The organism is Streptomyces sp. NBC_00988, assembly GCF_045162645.1.
GTDB lineage: Bacteria > Actinomycetota > Actinomycetes > Streptomycetales > Streptomycetaceae > Streptomyces.
This window is the reverse complement of the sequence record NZ_CP108730.1, coordinates 5,183,224-5,200,577: the sequence shown is the minus strand read 5'-3', so window position 1 is coordinate 5,200,577 and position 17,354 is coordinate 5,183,224. Positions and strand designations below refer to the sequence as shown.

At 71.1% G+C, this 17,354-nt stretch carries 16 protein-coding genes, 1 tRNA gene and 1 pseudogene; 13 read left to right on the top strand and 5 right to left on the bottom strand.

All coding sequences use genetic code 11. From position 1 onward, the window contains the following. Positions 1 to 18: 18 nt before the first annotated feature. From OG496_RS23715 to OG496_RS23690, 6 genes are all read left to right on the top strand, one after another. On the top strand, positions 19 to 912 hold the full coding sequence (locus tag OG496_RS23715) for a xanthine dehydrogenase family protein subunit M (protein WP_019056386.1): 894 nt from the start codon (positions 19 to 21) through the stop codon (positions 910 to 912). Next, positions 909 to 2,558: a 2Fe-2S iron-sulfur cluster-binding protein gene (locus OG496_RS23710; RefSeq protein ID WP_405972318.1), complete on the top strand. Its 1,650-nt coding sequence runs from the start codon at positions 909 to 911 to the stop codon at positions 2,556 to 2,558. The genes OG496_RS23715 and OG496_RS23710 overlap by 4 nt, the downstream gene beginning before the upstream one ends. Next, positions 2,555 to 4,885: a molybdopterin cofactor-binding domain-containing protein gene (locus OG496_RS23705; RefSeq protein ID WP_366490493.1), complete on the top strand. Its 2,331-nt coding sequence runs from the start codon at positions 2,555 to 2,557 to the stop codon at positions 4,883 to 4,885. Before OG496_RS23710 ends, OG496_RS23705 begins: the two co-directional genes overlap by 4 nt. 17 nt (positions 4,886 to 4,902) lie before the next feature. Next, the gene (locus tag OG496_RS23700; protein WP_405976690.1) at positions 4,903 to 5,433 is read left to right on the top strand and encodes an AAA family ATPase; all 531 of its coding nucleotides are present in this window, start codon (positions 4,903 to 4,905) and stop codon (positions 5,431 to 5,433) included. Positions 5,434 to 5,599: 166 nt separating this feature from the next. Beyond that, complete coding sequence (locus tag OG496_RS23695) at positions 5,600 to 6,775, top strand: SUKH-4 family immunity protein (protein ID WP_366490494.1); 1,176 nt, start codon at positions 5,600 to 5,602, stop codon at positions 6,773 to 6,775. A 121-nt stretch (positions 6,776 to 6,896) separates the two neighbouring features. Next, entirely contained in the window at positions 6,897 to 7,616 is a 720-nt protein-coding gene (locus OG496_RS23690) for a DinB family protein (RefSeq protein ID WP_405972317.1), read from the top strand. A gap of 69 nt (positions 7,617 to 7,685) precedes the next feature. Here OG496_RS23690 and OG496_RS23685 read toward each other — a convergent pair whose 3' ends face one another. The 3 genes from OG496_RS23685 to OG496_RS23675 form a co-directional block, all read right to left on the bottom strand. Continuing rightward, positions 7,686 to 8,282 carry a DUF4328 domain-containing protein gene (locus OG496_RS23685; protein ID WP_405972316.1) on the bottom strand — a complete coding sequence of 199 codons (597 nt, stop codon included), beginning with the start codon at positions 8,280 to 8,282 and terminating at the stop codon, positions 7,686 to 7,688. Between the two features lie 121 nt (positions 8,283 to 8,403). Next, positions 8,404 to 8,802: an antibiotic biosynthesis monooxygenase family protein gene (locus tag OG496_RS23680; RefSeq protein WP_405972315.1), complete on the bottom strand. Its 399-nt coding sequence runs from the start codon at positions 8,800 to 8,802 to the stop codon at positions 8,404 to 8,406. Positions 8,803 to 8,965: 163 nt separating this feature from the next. Further along, a complete protein-coding gene (locus tag OG496_RS23675) occupies positions 8,966 to 9,643 on the bottom strand; it encodes a TetR family transcriptional regulator (protein ID WP_405972314.1) in 678 nt (225 codons plus the stop codon). A 133-nt stretch (positions 9,644 to 9,776) separates the two neighbouring features. On the opposite strand from OG496_RS23675, the gene OG496_RS23670 reads away from it, so the two are divergent. The 3 genes and pseudogenes from OG496_RS23670 to OG496_RS23660 form a co-directional block, all read left to right on the top strand. Further along, complete coding sequence (locus OG496_RS23670; protein ID WP_405972313.1) at positions 9,777 to 10,613, top strand: oxidoreductase; 837 nt, start codon at positions 9,777 to 9,779, stop codon at positions 10,611 to 10,613. Positions 10,614 to 10,725: 112 nt separating this feature from the next. Continuing rightward, a complete protein-coding gene (locus OG496_RS23665; RefSeq protein ID WP_405972312.1) occupies positions 10,726 to 11,760 on the top strand; it encodes a hypothetical protein in 1,035 nt (344 codons plus the stop codon). Between the two features lie 101 nt (positions 11,761 to 11,861). Beyond that, a pseudogene (locus tag OG496_RS23660) lies at positions 11,862 to 12,035 on the top strand (tyrosine-type recombinase/integrase); the annotation flags it as partial. 72 nt (positions 12,036 to 12,107) lie between these two features. On the opposite strand, the gene OG496_RS23655 reads toward OG496_RS23660, so the two are convergent. Then, positions 12,108 to 12,572: a hypothetical protein gene (locus tag OG496_RS23655; RefSeq protein ID WP_405972311.1), complete on the bottom strand. Its 465-nt coding sequence runs from the start codon at positions 12,570 to 12,572 to the stop codon at positions 12,108 to 12,110. 183 nt (positions 12,573 to 12,755) lie between these two features. Continuing rightward, positions 12,756 to 12,830, bottom strand: a tRNA-Cys gene (locus OG496_RS23650). A gap of 216 nt (positions 12,831 to 13,046) precedes the next feature. On the opposite strand from OG496_RS23650, the gene OG496_RS23645 reads away from it, so the two are divergent. From OG496_RS23645 to OG496_RS23630, 4 genes are all read left to right on the top strand, one after another. Then, positions 13,047 to 14,531 carry an MFS transporter gene (locus tag OG496_RS23645; RefSeq protein WP_405972310.1) on the top strand — a complete coding sequence of 495 codons (1,485 nt, stop codon included), beginning with the start codon at positions 13,047 to 13,049 and terminating at the stop codon, positions 14,529 to 14,531. Between the two features lie 137 nt (positions 14,532 to 14,668). Further along, entirely contained in the window at positions 14,669 to 14,902 is a 234-nt protein-coding gene (locus OG496_RS23640; RefSeq protein WP_405972309.1) for a CopG family ribbon-helix-helix protein, read from the top strand. Beyond that, positions 14,899 to 15,312 carry a type II toxin-antitoxin system death-on-curing family toxin gene (locus OG496_RS23635; protein ID WP_405972308.1) on the top strand — a complete coding sequence of 138 codons (414 nt, stop codon included), beginning with the start codon at positions 14,899 to 14,901 and terminating at the stop codon, positions 15,310 to 15,312. Before OG496_RS23640 ends, OG496_RS23635 begins: the two co-directional genes overlap by 4 nt. Before the next feature lie 151 nt (positions 15,313 to 15,463). Then, positions 15,464 to 17,263 (top strand): DEAD/DEAH box helicase, encoded by a 1,800-nt coding sequence (locus OG496_RS23630; protein ID WP_399392130.1) that lies wholly within the window; start codon positions 15,464 to 15,466, stop codon positions 17,261 to 17,263. Positions 17,264 to 17,354: the final 91 nt, after the last annotated feature.

Sequence of the window (17,354 nt, the reverse complement as noted above, 5' to 3'; positions counted from 1 at the left end):
CGGGAAGGGGCAGCCGGTTTGACCACGCACGCACCGCAGGCGGGGCAGTCCGTCACGCTGCCCACGACGCTGGACGAGGCCGTGGCGGCGCTCACGGCCCTGCCCACGGCCGTTCCCGTGGCCGGCGGCACCGACCTCATGGCGGCCGTCAACTCCGGCCAGCTCAGGCCCAGCGCGCTGGTCGGTCTGGGCCGGATCAGCGAGATCCGCGGCTGGCAGTACCAGGACGGGCACGCGCTGCTCGGCGCGGGCCTCACGCATGCCCGTATGGGCCGCCCCGACTTCGCCGCCCTCATCCCGGCGCTCGCCGCCTCCGCGCGTGCCGCGGGCCCGCCGCAGATCCGCAACGCGGGCACCCTGGGCGGCAACATCGCCTCGGCCGCGCCCACCGGTGACGCGCTGCCCGTACTGGCCGCCCTGGAGGCGACGCTGATCATCGCGGGCCAGGACGGAGCCCGCCGGGAGATCCCGGTGTCGCACCTCCTGGCCGGTGTGGAGATGCTGCGCGGCGGCGAACTCATCGGCTTCGTGCGCGTGCCGCTGCTGCACGCCCCGCAGGTCTTCCTGAAGGCCACCGGCAGGACCGGCCCCGGGCGCTCGGTCGCGTCCGTCGCGGTCGTCCTCGACCCCGCCCGGCGCGGAGTCAGGTGCGCCGTCGGAGCCATAGCGCCGATGCCGCTCAGACCGCTGGACGCCGAACAGTGGGTGGCCCGGCTGATCGACTGGGACAACAGCCGCACGATCGTCCCCGAGGCGCTGAGCGCCTTCGGGGAGTACGTCGCCGCGGCCTGCATCCCCGACCCGGTACCGGCCGAGGACGGCTCCGTGGAACAGCTTCCGCCCGCGGTACTGCACCTGCGGCGCACCGTCGCCGCACTGGCCCGACGAGCACTCGGGAGGGCGCTGTCGTGACCGACGACCAGCACGGAGAGGGCACCCCTCAGGGCGGCGGACGCTGGGACCCGCTGCCCCAGGGCGACTACGACGACGGCGCCACGGCCTTCGTGAAACTCCCCGAAGGGGGCATCGACGCCCTCCTGGCCGCCCCGGGGCACGGCTATGTGCCGCCGCCCATAACGGCCACCCCCGCCCCGGACGCCGACCCCTCGGGCACCGGCTCCTGGGCGGTGCCCGCCGAGGGTGTCCAGTGGCCCGACCCGAACGCCGTACCGCAGCAGGGGACGGCCGGGGGCGACCAGTTCTCGTACCGCCCCGGGTCCACCGGCCAGTGGACCTTCCAGGACACCAACGCGCCGGACGCGGGCGCCGCTCCCGGCCGTGACGTGACCGGGGAGTGGTCGATCCCGGTCGCCGGTGGTGATCTCCCGGACGAATCGGGCGAGTTCACCACGTCGGCCCTGGTCGAACAGTGGGGCGGCACCCCGCCGGCGACCCTGCCCGGCGGCGCCCCCGCGCCCTGGGCGACGGACGGCGCGGGCCAGAACTGGGCGCAGCAGGCGTCGGACACCGGAGTGGTGGAGCGGCCCGGCGAGCACACCGACGGGCGCGGCCTGGAACACCCGGCCGACCGGTCCGGGACGCACCCGACCGGCGAGGTGTCGGCGCGGGCCGCCACCCGGCCGCCCGCCGAGGCGACCCGGCAGCCGTACGGCGAACCCGGCGACCCGTACGCGCACACCCGCTCCGAAGCCCCCGGCGACCCCTACGGCGACGCGCGCGCCGACCGCCACGACGACACCGCCGCCGAACTCGCCGTGGACGACGCACAGTCGGCTCATGGGAGCGATGGGGCGGGCGACGACGGCGAAGGGTCCGCGGAGGGCACTGGGGGGCCCGCTGGGGCGTCCGCGGCGGCCGACGCGGCCGAGGGTGCCGACGGCACTCCGGAGGCCGCTGAGGCGCCCGTGGCGGCCGCCGAACCCGACGCGCCGGACGATGCCGCCGAGCCGGCCCCGAAGATCCCCGGCGAGGAACACCCGCTCGCCTCCTACGTGTTGCGCGTCAACGGCGCCGACCGGCCCGTCACCGACGCCTGGATCGGCGAGTCGCTGCTCTACGTGCTGCGCGAACGCCTCGGCCTCGCGGGCGCCAAGGACGGCTGCTCGCAGGGCGAGTGCGGGGCCTGCAACGTCCAGGTCGACGGACGGCTCGTCGCCTCCTGCCTGGTGCCCGCCGTCACCGCGGCCGGCTCCGAGGTCCGTACGGTCGAGGGTCTCGCCGTCGAAGGGCAGCCCTCGGACGTGCAGCGGGCGCTCGCCAAGTGCGGTGCCGTGCAGTGCGGTTTCTGCGTGCCCGGCATGGCGATGACCGTGCACGACCTCCTGGAGGGCAACCCCGCGCCCACCGAACTGGAGGCGCGCCAGGCCCTGTGCGGCAACCTGTGCCGCTGCTCCGGCTACCGGGGTGTCCTGGACGCCGTACAGGAAGTCGTCGCCGAACGCGAGGCGCACGCCGCTGCCGCCGAACCTGAGTCGGACGGCGACGAGGCGCGTATTCCCCACCAGGCGGGGCCCGGGGGCGGTGGCGTCCACCAGTCGGCGTTCGAGTCCCCGCGCACGCAGGACCAGGTGTACGGCCAGGACGGAGGTCAGGCGTGAGCAACGAAGCCGCCACCGCGACCACGGAGGCCGCGCCCGCCCCGGAGCATCCGGGCCACGGCCTGGGCGCCTCGCTCCCGGCCGCAGACGCCCGCGCGAAGACCGAGGGCACGTTCCCGTACGCGGCCGACCTGTGGGCCGAGGGCCTGCTCTGGGCGGCCGTTCTGCGCTCGCCGCACCCGCACGCGCGCATCGTGTCCGTCGACACGTCCCACGCGCGGGACATGCCCGGCGTACGGGCCGTCATCACCCACGAGGACGTGCCGGGCCGGGACCGCTACGGCCGGGGCACCGCCGACCGCCCGGTGTTCGCCTCCGAGGTCGTGCGCCACCACGGGGAGCCCATCGCCGCGGTCGCCGCCGACCACCCCGACACCGCGCGCATGGCCGCCGCGGCCATCATGGTCGAGTACGAAGTACTCGACCCGGTGACCGACCCCGAGCAGGCCTTCGAGGCCGAACCGCTGCACCCCGACGGCAACCTGATCCGGCACATCCCGCTGCGCCACGGCGACCCGGACGCGACCGCCGACATCGTCGTCGAGGGCCTGTACCGCATCGGCCGCCAGGACCCCGCCCCCATCGGCGCCGAGGCCGGTCTCGCCGTGCCCCGCCCCGACGGCGGCGTCGAGCTGTACATCGCCTCCACGGACCCGCACAACGACCGCGACACGGCCGCCGCCTGCTACGGCCTGGAGCCCGACCGCGTGAAGGTCGTCGTCACCGGCGTCCCCGGAGCCACCGCCGACCGCGAGGACCAGGGCTTCCAACTCCCGCTCGGACTGCTCGCGTTGAAGACCGGCTGCCCGGTCAAGCTCACCGCCACGCGCGAGGAGTCCTTCCTCGGCCACACCCACCGCCACCCCACGCTCCTGCGCTACCGCCACCACGCCGACGAGGACGGCCGGCTGGTCAAGGTCGAGGCCCAGGTGCTGCTCGACGCGGGCGCCTACGCCGACACGTCCTCGGAGGCCCTGGCCGCCGCCGTCTCCTTCGCCTGCGGCCCGTACGTCGTCCCGAACGCCTTCATCGAGGGCTGGGCCGTCCGCACGAACAACCCGCCCTCCGGGCACGTGCGCGGCGAGGGCGCCATGCAGGTCTGCGCCGCCTACGAGGCGCAGATGGACAAGCTCGCCAAGAAGCTCGCCATGGACCCGGCCGAGCTGCGCCTGCGCAACGCCATGGCCACCGGTGACGTCCTCCCCACCGGCCAGACGGTGACCTGCCCGGCGCCGGTCGCCGAACTCCTCCAGGCCGTACGGGACTTCCCGCTGCCGCAGCTCCCCAAGGACACCCCCGAGGACGAGTGGCTGCTGCCCGGCGGCCCCGAGGGCGCGGGCGAACCGGGCGCGGTGCGCCGGGGCGTCGGCTACGGCCTCGGCATGGTCCACATGCTCGGCGCCGAGGGCGCCGACGAGGTCTCCACGGCCACCGTGAAGGTCCACGACGGCATCGCGACCGTGCTCTGCGCGGCCGTCGAGACCGGCCAGGGCTTCACCACGCTGGCCCGGCAGATCGTCCAGGAGACCCTCGGCATCGACGAGGTGCACGTCGCCCCCGTGGACACCGATCAGCCGCCCGCCGGCCCTGGTTGTCGAGGACGTCATACCTGGGTATCGGGCGGCGCGGTCGAACGCGCCGCGAAAATGGTCCGCACCCAGCTTCTCCAGCCCCTGGCGCACAAGTTCGGGATGTCGACCGAGCTGCTCCAGATCACCGACGGCAAGATCACCTCGTACGACGGAGTCCTCTCGACGACCGTCACCGAGGCCCTGGACGGCAAGGAACTCTGGGCCACCGCCCAGTGCCGCCCGCACCCGACCGAGCCCCTGGACGAGGCGGGCCAGGGCGACGCTTTCGTAGGGCTCGCCTTCTGCGCGATCCGCGCGGTCGTCGACGTCGACATCGAACTCGGCTCCGTACGGGTCGTCGAGTTGGCCCTCGCCCAGGACGTCGGCCGGATCCTGAACCCGACCCAGCTGGTCGCCCGTATCGAGGGCGGTGTCACCCAGGGCGTCGGCATCGCGCTGACGGAGAACCTGCGCACCGCGCGCGGGTTGATCCGCCACCCCGACCTCACCGGCTACGCCCTGCCCACCGCCCTGGACACCCCCGACATCAAGATCGTGAAACTCGTCGAGGAACGTGACGTGGTCGCCCCCTTCGGTGCAAAGGCGGTCAGCGCGGTGCCGGTGGTCACGTCCCCGGCGGCGATCGCCGCCGCGGTGCGCGCGGCGACGGGCCGTCCCGTGAACCGGCTGCCGATCCGCCCGCAGGCGGCTGTCGTGACGGCGACGACCGATCAGTACGGCCAGTACGGACACTGAGCGGCCGGTGCGTGACGGTGTTCGAGGGGGTCGTCCTCATCACCGGCGTGATGGCCTCCGGCAAGTCGACGGTCGCGCAGGCGCTGGCGGAGAGGCTGCCGAGGGCGGCGCATGTCCGGGGTGACGTCTTCCGCCGGATGACCGTCTCGGGGCGCGAGGACTACGTCCCCGGTGCGGGCGGCGAGGGGGAGTCCCAACTCCGGCTGCGGTACCGGCTGGCGGCGGCGACGGCGGACGCGTACGCGGAGGCCGGGTTCACCGCGGTCGTCCAGGACGTGGTGCTGGGCGCGGAGCTGCCGGCGTACGTCGACCTGATCCGCACCCGCCCGCTGCACGTGATCGTCCTCGCACCGACCCCGGCGACCGTCACGGCACGGGAGGCGGGCCGGGCGAAGAACGGCTACGGCGCCTGGACGGTCGAGGAGCTGGACCGCTCGCTACGGACGGAGACCCCGCGCATCGGCCTGTGGCTGGACAGCTCCGGGCTGACGGTGGGGGAGACGGTGGACGCGATCGTCGAGGGACGGGAACGTTCGCGGGTGGTTTGAGCGTCTGATGAGGTGAGGACGTCTCGGACGTTTCGCGTCCTCTCGGCTCTCCAAGGCGTTTTCGCTGGTCAGGGCCATTGTCAGTGGTGCCGCGTAGTGTTCTGGGCAGTGGGGACGACAGCGGAACACCGGTGCCACACGGGGAAGATTCATGCACGGGGGAACAATGAGCAGGACCGACGCCGGTGCTACGGCGACCATGATCACCTTGACCGAGGACGACCTCGATCCGTACATCACGCACGAGTTGACGCGCCGCTGGCTGACGGGTCCCGGACTGCCGGGCGACAGCGGCCTGTTGACGTTCGAGGAGCTGCGCAGGGAGGGCCTGCGGACGGTGGCGGACTCCTTGGGCGACCCCGCCCCGCTGGCGGATGAGCTCCGGGACCAGCTGGTGATAGGCGCGCTCTGGGGACCCGACGGCGGGGAGGCGGAGTCGATCCTGCTGGACGGCGAGACGGGCGAGATCGCGACGACGTACTTCTTCCACGACCGCCCGGACCTGATGGAGACCGGCCCGCTGGCCCCGTCGATCGAAACGCTGGCCCGCTTCACGACGACCACGGACGAACTGACGGACCTGCGCGGCCAGTTCGCGTCCTACGAGGGCCGCCACGGCACGAAGACGGCGGCGGAGGCATCACGCCAGCTGCTCGCGGTGTTCGAGTCGGAGACGGACGGCGAGGTGCCCCCGTTCTGGAAGGCGGCGGCCCTGATCCGCCCGCTCGCCCTGGTCGCGGGCCCGGGCACGACATCGGGGCTGACCCTGGACATCCCGGCCCGTCTGCTGGACCAGGAGTTCGGCCAGGGCACGGTCGCCCGCTTCGAGGAGGTCGACTTCCCCGCCACCCTCACCCACGAACCGACCCGCCGCTTCCTGCGCGAGACCGGCCTGCCCGAGGACGCGTTCCTCTTCCACCTCGACACGGACGTCCCGCTCCCCACCCTCACCGAGTTCTACGAGGACGAGCCCGCCGGAGAACTCCCGCCCCGCGCCGACCAGTTGATCCGCCTCGGCTACCTCATGGAGGACAACAGCCTGGTGGTGGACGGCGCGACGGGCGAGATCCTGACGTGGAGCGAGCCGGAGGCGACGCTGGCTCCCCTCAACACGGACGTCTCGACCCTGGCCTTCACCCTCTGGCTGCTCCACCGCGAGAAGGCGATCGACGCGGACCTGTCCGGCGAGCTGACGGCAGAGGCGTACGACCAGTTGGCGACGACGATGCTCCAGACCCTGTCGACGGTGGACCCGACGGTGGCGGGTCGCCGGGGAGCCGGCCGCGATCACCCGCACTACTGGACGGAGGCGTTCCAGGACGAGGCCGGCGGGGTGCTGTGACGCGCGCGTAGGCGGCCGGGGAATTCGTTCGCGCCGGGTGGGCCGAGCCGTTACCGTCCGCCTGACCGCACCGCGGTGGGTGGGGGCGGGGTACGAGACGGCACGGGCGAGGGGACCGCACATGGAGACCGAGCGCACACGGACCGACCGACTGGGCCTGCTGCTGGAGCAGTTCGACAAGGCCCGCGAGATGGCCCAGGTCCGGCTGAAGGGGCTCCGCGACGAGGAGTACCTCTGGGAGCCGGCGCCCGACTGCTGGTCGCTCCGGCGCCGGAGCGAGGCGGTGACACCGAGGGCGTTCGGCCCGGGGGAGTGGGTCCTCGACCTGGGCGCGGCGGACATCCCGGCGAGCGAGTACGCGGAGGTCGCCCGCCAGGCCGCCGACGGCATGACCGTCGCCAAGATCGCCGACGACTGGAGCGTGACCGTCGAGCGCGTCGAGCAGATCCTCGCCCACGAGGGCGAGCCGGAGCCCGACACGACACCGATCACGACCATCGCGTGGCGCCTGGGACACCTGCACTTCCAGTTCGCGGGGGCGTGGGAGTGGACGTTCGGTGAGCGGCGCCAGGACCCCAAGCAGATGGTCGACTTCACCCCCTCCGCAGCCCTGACCCTGGACCACTTCTGGCCGGTGATCGACCGCTGGCGCGCGGCCGTCGCCACGGTCACGGAGGACCAGCTGGACGTGGTCGGCTTCTCCCGGTACCCGTACGGCTCCGACCCGGACGACCCGTACGCCGCTGTGCTGGCGGGGGCGAACCTGGAGTTCATTCACCACATGGCGGAGATCGCGTTGCTGCGGGATCTGTGGCGGGCGCGGGGTGCGAGCGAGGGCTAAGTCCGGGGCGCCTTGGGGGAGTTCAGGCACCTTGGGGGAGTTCGACCGAGGGCAGGGAAGGGAAGCACCTCAGGCCTGAGCGAGGGGCTCGGCGGGAACGGCGGCACCGAGTGCGGCGCTCTGCAGTGCCGTGATGCGCTCGATCACGAGCCCCGCCAGTACGGCCGCCGCGATCATGAGGGCCTCCTCCACCACCAGGAAGGCCATCGATCCCGGGGCCACCCGGCTCGCGACCAGGAGCACCAGCGAGTGCCCGACCCAGGCGGCCCACCACGCGTTCACCAGGGTCGTGTCCCGCTTCTCCTCCCAGGACGCGGAGCTCGCGCGTCCGATGGCGAGGACGATCCCGCGAGTGACAACGAGGTTGACCACCGGAACGAACCACATGCCGATCGTCCGGCCCCGACTCGGCACCGAGGCCCCGGGCGACAACTCCTGGGCGTTGCGCCGGGATTGGGCGAGCCACACGAGGAACAGCACGATCGCGAGAGTCATCAGATAGACGAAGACCATGGAGATGAAGCCCGACTCGGATGCCCCCGTGCGGTGCAGGTGGTCATCCCGGACCGCCGCCGCACGGAACACGTCCGCCACAGCGGACACGGCTATCGCCACCTGCGCGGAACGGACCAGGATCCGGGGAGCTCTGCGGGCGGTACTCGTCATCGACTTCGGCCTGTCTCGGAGGCGGGTGCGGCCGCGGCGGACGCCGGGGTCGAGTGATCATAGGGCCTGATCGCCGCACGCGTGTACGATTTTCGCGTCCTCGGTCCAGGACTTCGGCCGGTCAGCCCGCCGCAGGGCTCTGCGGGTCCTGCGGAACCTGCGCCCGCACGAACCCATGACTCCGCTCCACCTTCGCCACATGCAGCGTGTAGCTCTCGTACCACTGGTCCTGCCCGCGTTTCTGCGCCGCGCGGTGCTCGGCGTTGGTCCGCCACTCCGTGAGGGCATCGGCGTCGCGGAAGTACCCGACGGTGATCCCCAGCCCACCCGGAGTCTGCGCGTGGTCCATCCCGAGGTACCCGGGGATCTCCTCCACCAGCTCCTCCATACGCGCGTTGGTCTCGCCGTAGCCGCCCTGCTCCTGGGTTCGCACGGTGGTGAACACGGCCACGTAGTACGGGGGTTGATAGGCCGCGACGGGCGCGACGGGCGCGAGAGGCGCTTCGGAGTGATCGCTCATGGCGCCACGGTAGGGCAGGGTGCACCCGGTGTTGAGGCCGAGAGGCCAACTGGCATGTGGCATCGCCGCGTGGCCGGGCGGAGGTCATCGCCGCTGCGGCCAACGTCAACGACACGCTCGCGACGCCGAGCCGCCGGCCCCCGCCCGGCGGGTTCGACCGGGATCACCGGTCGGAATGGGCCAGCAGGCCGATCAGGTAGATCGCGATCGAACGCTCCAGCGTCGCGGCGAAGGGCGTGCGGAGGAAGACGAGGCTCGGATCGCCGGCGTACGCGGCGCGCACGGCCTCCGCCGGGTGGCTGTGCGTCCACAGCGCGCCGACGAGAACGATCGTCATGCTGGCCGCTTCGGCGGCCTCCCGCTCGCCGAGTTCGGGCAGGATCTCCCGCAGCATGGCCGCCAGGCCGGTGAGACCGTCGTAGGCCCCCCGCTTGTATCGCGCGGCCACCTCGGCGGAGACGTTGTGCTCAAGGATGCCGGCCTGGGCGCTGAGCAGTTCGCAGAGCATCTTCCGGGACGCGAACGACGTGGCCAGACCCGATGCCACCGACTCGGCTCTCGTGATCGCGGAACCGGTCCGGTCCACGCATCCGGGCAGCTGGTCGACCACCTCGGCGAGGAAATCGCGGGTCAGGTTCTCCAGGAGGTCCAGCAGGACCGCCTCGCGCGACTCGAAATAGCGCATGACGTTGGACTTCGCGAGTCCCACGCGGCGGCTGAGCTCATTGAGGCTCAGGGCCGAGACCGGCATCTCGCTGAGCATCGTCGCCGCCGTCTCCAGGATGCTCCGGCGGCGTACTTCGCGCTGCTCCTCGTTTCTGGCGCGCTGGAACGTGTTCATGCGGACATATTACAGACCCCCGGTCCCTTGTGTAGAGACCGCAGGTCTCTTATGCTCGGAGAGTCCGAAGAGCCCGCCGGTCTGTTAGGCGGATCCGGTTCGACGTCCGATCCATGACTCCCGAGGAACCGCAATGACGAAGAAAGTAGCCCTGGTCACCGGTGCCTCCTCAGGCATCGGCGAAGCCACCGCCCGACAGCTCCAACAGGCCGGCTTCATCGTCTACGGCGCGGCCCGGCGCACCGACCGGATGAGCGGCCTGGCGGAGTCCGGCGTGCGCACGCTCCCGCTCGACGTCACCAGCGAGACCTCGGTCGGCCACGCGGTCGCCGAGATCATCGCGACCGAGGGCCGCATCGACGTGCTCGTCAACAACGCCGGCTACGGCTCCTACGGCGCGCTGGAGGACGTACCCATGGAGGAGGCCCGCGCCCAGATCGAGGTGAACGTGTTCGGCCTGGCGCGGCTGACCCAGCTGGTCCTGCCGCACATGCGTGCCCAGCGCAGCGGCACCATCGTGAACATCAGCTCGATGGGCGGCCGGTTCGCCACGCCCATGGGCGCCTGGTACCACGCCAGCAAGTACGCCGTCGAGGGCCTCAGCGACGCGCTGCGCCTGGAAGTCAAGCGGTTCGGTATCGACGTCGTCCTCATCGAGCCCGGTTCCATCCGGACCGACTGGGGCGCGATCGCGGCCGACAAGCTGCGTGCCACCTCCTCCGACGGGCCGTACGCCGAGCAGGCCGACGCGATGGCCGAGTCCCTGGAGCGAAGCTCGCGGCCCGGCACCCGCATGGCGTCACCCGCCACCGTCATCGGCAAGGCCGTGACCGAGGCGGCGACCGCCCGGCGTCCACGCACCCGCTACCGCGTCGGGTTCGGAGCGCGCCCCCTCATCCTCCTCAACAGGCTGTTGCCGGACCGCACTTTCGACGCGCTCGTCAAACGCTCGTCCGGTGTGCCGGCGTGACCCCTCTCGGGTCTGACACCAACTCCGAGGAATCCGAGACCAGTTCCGAAGATTCCGGGCTCAACTCCCAAGCCCAAGGATCCGGGATCAACTCCCAAGAAGAGGAAAGACCATGACTGAATCCACCGCCCCGCGGCCCAAGGCCCTGATCGTCCTGTCCTCGGCACGCGTGCTCCCGCTGAGCGAGCCCGCGGGCCACCCCGGGATACCGACCGGGTTCTTCCTCGTCGAACTCGCCGCCGTGATGGCGGAGTTCGAGAAGGACTACGACTTCGTCCTGGCCACGCCGGACGGACGGCCGCCGCAACTCGACGTCAACGGACTCGCTCTCAACTTCCACGGGGGCGGAAACCTCGGTCTCGCCACCGCCCGCACCACCATGCAGAGCGGGATCGAACGGTTCGGCCCCGAGAAGCTGCGCGAGAAGAACCCGGACCTCCTCAAGCGCCGTGAGTCCGAACTCGCCCTCGCCTACAGGCTGCTGGGCCGCATCCCGGTCTCCGAGCCGCTTCCCAAGACGGACGCGGAGGCCATCTCCGTACGAGGCGATGTCGTCGCCGGCTTCGAGGCATCGCCGCAGCGCGAGTACCTGTCCATCCAGCAGCTGATCGAACGGCACCGCGATCCCGCCTCCGACTTCTCGCTGGCGGACCTGGCCTTCGTGCACATGCCCGGCGGACACGCCCCGATGGTCGACTTCAACGACAGCCCGTGGATGGGGGAGTTGCTCAACACACTCCGCGAAGCCGACGTCCCGATCTCCCTCATCTGCCATGCCCCGGTGGGCCTCACCTCGGCGCGCTACCGGGTCGACGCCGACGGCAAGGTCACGACCGATCCCGACCACGCCTTCAAGGGCGCACGCATCACCACCGTGCCCAAGTACGGCGAGAGGGCGATGCTCGGGTTCCAGTACCCGAAGGTGCCCGGCGAGCGCACGCGCCTGACCTACTACGTCGACGTGGCGCTGAAGGAGGCCGGCTACGACGTCCACCTCACCCTCAACCCCTCGGCCCCGAAGGTTATTTGGGACGCCGACCACTGCCTGCTGACCGGCAACGGCCCCCAGGCCGTGGACGAGCAGGCCGCCCGCCTGGCCGAGATAGTGCGGGGCCGGGTGCGCAACTCCCCTTCGCGCACGCGCTAGTTGTCCCAGGCCGCCTGTACCCGGCCATCACGTTCAGAGGAGAAAACCGACGCGCACAAGGAACTGGGTCCACGGACGTAGGACGACGGCGGTCGCCCTCGGAGAACGGCTTGGTCTTCCCGGACGAGCACGGTCGAAGCCCGTCTCGTCGCCGGCACTGGAGCGAGTGGAAGGCTCTTCTCGCAGAGGCGAAGGTGCCGGACGGCCGTCCGCACGACGCGCGCCACACGGCCGCCACGGTCCTACTCGCCCCTGGCATCCCCGAGCGGGCTGTCACCCTGCCGGTTGGATGACAAAGAACTCGGCCGAGGGATCCATCGAGGCACGCCTCGGCTCACTTGGCGTGTCTAGAGAGAGCGGACGTCTGAGCGCATGGCTTGCCGAAGGGTTTCGAGTGCCTCGCTCAATGCTGCGCGGGTTGCCGGCCACTCTGGATCAGTGCTCACGTCCGGCTCTTCGAAGCGGTCCCGTAGGCGTAGGAGTTTCCGGAAGGCCTGAGTGGCTGCTTCGTCGAGAGGTTCGGGCGCCATGATGCGCATCTCGTAGAGGAGTTCAAAGGCGTTGGCGGCCCCGAGGATTTCCCCGGACTGCTCGATGCGCTCCTCCCTGGTCAGCGCGGCGCTTCGTTGCAGATCTCGTAGTCGGTGCTGTGTGAGCCAGAGCGCCCCGAGATATGTGCTGTACAGCTGTCGTTTTGCCGCACGCTCACGGGACGCATCCTCCCGATGCCATCGTGACCGTTCGCCAAGAAGGGTTGTGCTGACACCGAGAAGGGCACCGAGCGCAGTGCCCGCGAGAGTCCCCCAGTCCACGGGGTACATCGTAGAGGCGCCGTGGTTCTGGGCCTAGGGTGCGATGTCCGGCCTTGGACCACGGTCCCGGGGTCCGGTACAGCGGTGTCCACAGTGGTCAGCTGAGACCAGGACTGAGACGGACGACCTGAAGGGCGACACCCGGGGAGGGGTGCCGCCCTTTCCTTTTGCCTGGTCAGGCACTGGAGGCCGTGGCGGGAATCGAACCCGCGTAACTCGCTTTGCAGGCGAGTCCCTGAACCACTCGGGCACACGGCCGTGTTTGGTGAGTTGACCGTAGGGCCGGGGGAGGGGCCCGGACAAGGGGGCCCGGGGTGGTGCAACGGGACTGCCATACGCCGTTCACGAACAGGGAGCGGTACCCCGGGTGCCCCAGTTCCCCCGGAGGTACCACTGGTCGTACGTCAAAGGTCTCAGCCTCCGACCATCCTCCGACAGGGGTCAACCCGGCCTGTGGACCTTACGCTGGCCAGCATGACCGTCCTGGAACCTCGTGACGCCGGCGTCACGGACACTGCCCCTGACCTGGCCGACGAGTGTCGTGACTCCGTGTTGGGGCGGTCGCATCGGGCGCTCAGTGTGGGGATCGTGTCCGTTGTTCTGCTGATCGCCTTTGAGGCGACGGCAGTTGGGACGGCGATGCCGGTTGCCGCTCGGGAACTGGGTGGGGTGTCGTTGTACGCGTTCGCGTTCTCCGGGTACTTCACCACCAGCCTGTTCGGGATGGTGTTCGCCGGGCAGTGGTCGGATCGGCGGGGGCCGCTCGGGGCGTTGACCAGCGGGATCGGGGCTTTCGCCGCCGGGCTGGTGGTGGCCGGGACCGCTCAGGTCATGTGGGTGTTCATTCTGGGGCGGGCCGTGCAGGGGCTCGGGGGTGGGCTCGTCATCGTCGCTCTGTATGTCGTCGTCGGGCGGGCCTATCCCGAGCGGTTGCGGCCCGCCATCATGGCCGCGTTCGCCGCGAGTTGGGTGGTGCCGTCCGTTGTCGGGCCGCTCGCCTCCGGTGCGGTGACCGAGCATCTGGGGTGGCGGTGGGTGTTCCTCGGGATTCCGGTGCTTGTCGTCTTTCCGCTCGCGCTCGCCCTTCCGCAGATACGGCGGCGGGCGGCCGGGCCTGTATCAGGACATGATCAGCAGTCCTCCGGGTCCTTCGACCGGCGTCGTATTCGGCTTGCCCTCGGGATCTCGATCGGCGCCGGACTCTTCCAGTACGCCGCTCAGGACGTGCGGTGGTTCTCCCTTCTCCCCGCGGTCGCCGGCGTCGCGCTGCTCGTGCCCGCCGTGCTCGGGTTGTTGCCGCGGGGGACGTACCGGGCGGCGCGTGGGCTGCCCTCGGTCGTGTTGTTGCGCGGGGTGGCCGCCGGGTCGTTCATCTCGGCGGAGTCCTTCGTGCCGTTGATGCTCGTCACGCAGCGGGGGCTGTCCCCGACCCTGGCCGGGTTCTCGCTCGCGGCGGGCGGCGGCACGTGGGCGCTCGGGTCGTGGGTGCAGTCCCGGGCGCGGGCCGAGCCGTACCGGGAACGGCTGATGACGGTCGGCATGGTGCTGGTGGCCGCCGCCATCGCCGGGGCGCCGAGCGTCCTCATCCATGCCGTGCCCGTGTGGATCGTCGCCGTCGCGTGGGCGTTCGGGTGTTTCGGGATGGGGCTGGTGATCTCCTCCACCAGCGTGCTGTTGCTCCAGCTGTCCGCTCCGGCGGAGGCCGGCTCCAACTCCGCCGCGCTGCAGATCTCTGACGGGTTGTCGAATGTGGTGCTGCTCTCTGTGGGCGGGGCCGCGTTCGGGGCGTTGGGCGGGGGCACGGTGGGGCATGTCGTCGGTTCGGCGGGTGGCGGGGGACATCCGGGGGCGTTCGCGGCCGTGTTCCTGCCGATGGCGGGGGTGGCGTTGGTGGGGGCTTGGGTGACCACGCGGGTGCGGACGGAAGTGACTACGCGGGTGCGGACGGAATCGCGGTGACGTCGCTCGGTGCCGTTCGGTGGGGGGCGTGGGTGACGACCCGGGTCCGGGGGAACAGCAAGGAGCGGTGAGCCGTAGAGCGGGATTCCGGTGATATTCCGTCGCCTGCAGGTGATCGCCGCCCCTACCCTCGCCCCATGCACCAGCCGACCTCCCAACCTCGACCTCAACCCCACCACCTCCACGTCGATCTCGACCCCGCCCTCCGGCAGGCACTCGACGACCTCGCCGACGCCACCGGCCGGCCGCCGGAGGACCTCGTGCGGGACGCCGTAGGCAGATATCTGGATGAGGAGGGGGCGCTGGTGCGGGCGGCGGCCGGGCGGCTTGCCGTCGCGCATGCCGGTCTGTTGAGGAGGCTCGGCGAATGACGTACGACTCCAGTGCCGTCGGCCGTCGTCACCTCACCGTCGGCGAAGTGACCGAGGTCGCGCGGATCGCCTTCGGCGGTCGGGCGCCCGAGGTGCGGGAGCCGGGGCTGTTCGCCTCGGCGGTGCATCGGCCGCGCGCTCGTATGTTCGGTACGGCGGCCTATACGGATCTGTACGAGCAGGCCGCCGCTCTTCTCCACGCCCTCGCCACGAACCACCCCCTCGTCGACGGCAACAAGCGCACCGCGTGGCTCGCCGCCGCGGCCTTCCTCGCCGTGAACGGGGTCGATCTCGCCGGCGTGGACCAGGACAGGGCGTACGACCTGGTCATCGACGTGGCCTCGGGGGCGGAGGGGGACGTCGAGGTGATCGCGGAGGGGTTGCGAGGCCTCGCCGGACAACCGGTGTGACCTCAGTCCCATCCCCCGCCACCCCGGCGCAGTCCGCACGGTGACACCGCCACCCCGCCGGTAGGGTGGCCCGGTTGTCATACGTAGCCGACGTCGCCGACGTAGCCGATGCCCTACGCAGCCGAGCCGCCCTACTCCCGAACCGGAGACCGTGACTACCACCGCCGCCTCCTCCGCCAGCTCCCACCACCTCTCTCCCGCCTTTCCCGGCCGCGCCCCCTGGGGCACCGCCGGCAAGCTGCGTGCCTGGCAGCAGGGCGCGATGGACAGGTATGTCCAGGAGCAGCCGCGGGACTTCCTCGCGGTCGCGACCCCCGGTGCCGGCAAGACGACCTTCGCGCTCACCCTCGCCTCCTGGCTGCTGCACCACCATGTCGTGCAGCAGGTGACCGTGGTCGCGCCGACCGAGCACCTGAAGAAGCAGTGGGCGGAAGCCGCCGCGCGGATAGGGATCAAACTCGACCCGGAGTACAGCGCGGGGCCGCTCGGCAAGGACTACGACGGTGTCGCGATCACGTACGCCGGTGTCGGCGTACGGCCGATGCTGCACCGCAACCGTGTCGAGCAGCGCAAGACGCTCGTCATCCTCGACGAGATCCACCACGCCGGTGACTCGAAGTCGTGGGGCGAGGCGTGCCTCGAAGCCTTCGAGCCGGCCACCCGCCGCCTCGCGCTCACCGGTACGCCGTTCCGGTCCGACACCAATCCCATTCCCTTCGTCACGTATGAAGAAGGGAACGACGGGATTCGGCGGTCCTCCGCCGACTACACCTACGGGTACGGGTCCGCGCTCTCCGACGGGGTCGTCCGGCCCGTCATCTTCCTCTCCTACAGCGGCAACATGCGGTGGCGGACCAAGGCCGGTGACGAGATCGCCGCGCGGCTCGGCGAGCCGATGACGAAGGACGCGATCAGTCAGGCCTGGCGTACGGCGCTGGACGCGCGCGGTGAGTGGATGCCGAGCGTGCTGCGCGCCGCCGACCAGCGGCTGACCGAGGTCAGGAAGGGCATCCCGGACGCCGGCGCCCTCGTCATCGCCACCGACCAGGACTCGGCGCGCGCCTACGCCAAGCTGATCCGCGAGATCACCGGCAGCAAGGCGACCGTCGTGCTGTCGGACGACACCGGTGCCTCCAAGCGCATCGACGACTTCGCCGCGAGCAACGACCGGTGGATGGTCGCCGTACGCATGGTGTCGGAGGGCGTCGACGTGCCGCGGCTCGCCGTCGGCGTGTACGCCACCACCATCTCGACGCCCCTCTTCTTCGCCCAGGCCGTCGGCCGCTTCGTGCGGTCCCGGCGGCGCGGTGAGACCGCCTCCGTCTTCCTGCCGACCGTGCCCGACCTCCTCACCTTCGCCAACGAGATGGAGGTCGAGCGCGACCACGCCCTCGACAAGCCGAAGAAGGAGGGCGAGGAGGACCCGTACGCCGAGTCCGAGAAGGAGATGGAGGAGGCGAACAAGGAGCAGGACGAGGACACCGGCGAGCAGGAGCAGTTCTCCTTCGAGGCCCTGGAGTCCGAGGCCGTCTTCGACCGGGTGCTCTACGACGGTGCCGAGTTCGGCATGCAGGCGCACCCGGGGAGCGAGGAGGAGCAGGACTACCTCGGCATCCCCGGACTCCTCGAACCCGACCAGGTGCAGATGCTGCTCCAGAAGCGGCAGGCCCGGCAGATCGCGCACAGCCGGAAGAAGCCGGACGGGGAAGCCGACCTGCTGGAACTGCCCGCCGAGCGGCGGCCCGTCGTCTCCCACAAGGAGATGATGGAGCTGCGGAAGTCGCTCAACACCATGGTCTCCGCGTACGTCCACCAGACCGGCAAACCGCACGGCGTCATCCACACCGAGCTGCGCCGCACCTGCGGCGGCCCGCCGAGCGCCGAGGCCACGGCCGGGCAGCTGCGGCAGCGCATCGCGAAGGTCCAGGAGTGGGCCACGCGCATGCACTGACCGACCCCGCTCGCGCACCCGCCGGACCCGCACATCTGTGCGGAATCCGCGCAGGGGCGGTCCCCAGGTCAGGACATATCGACATGAACGG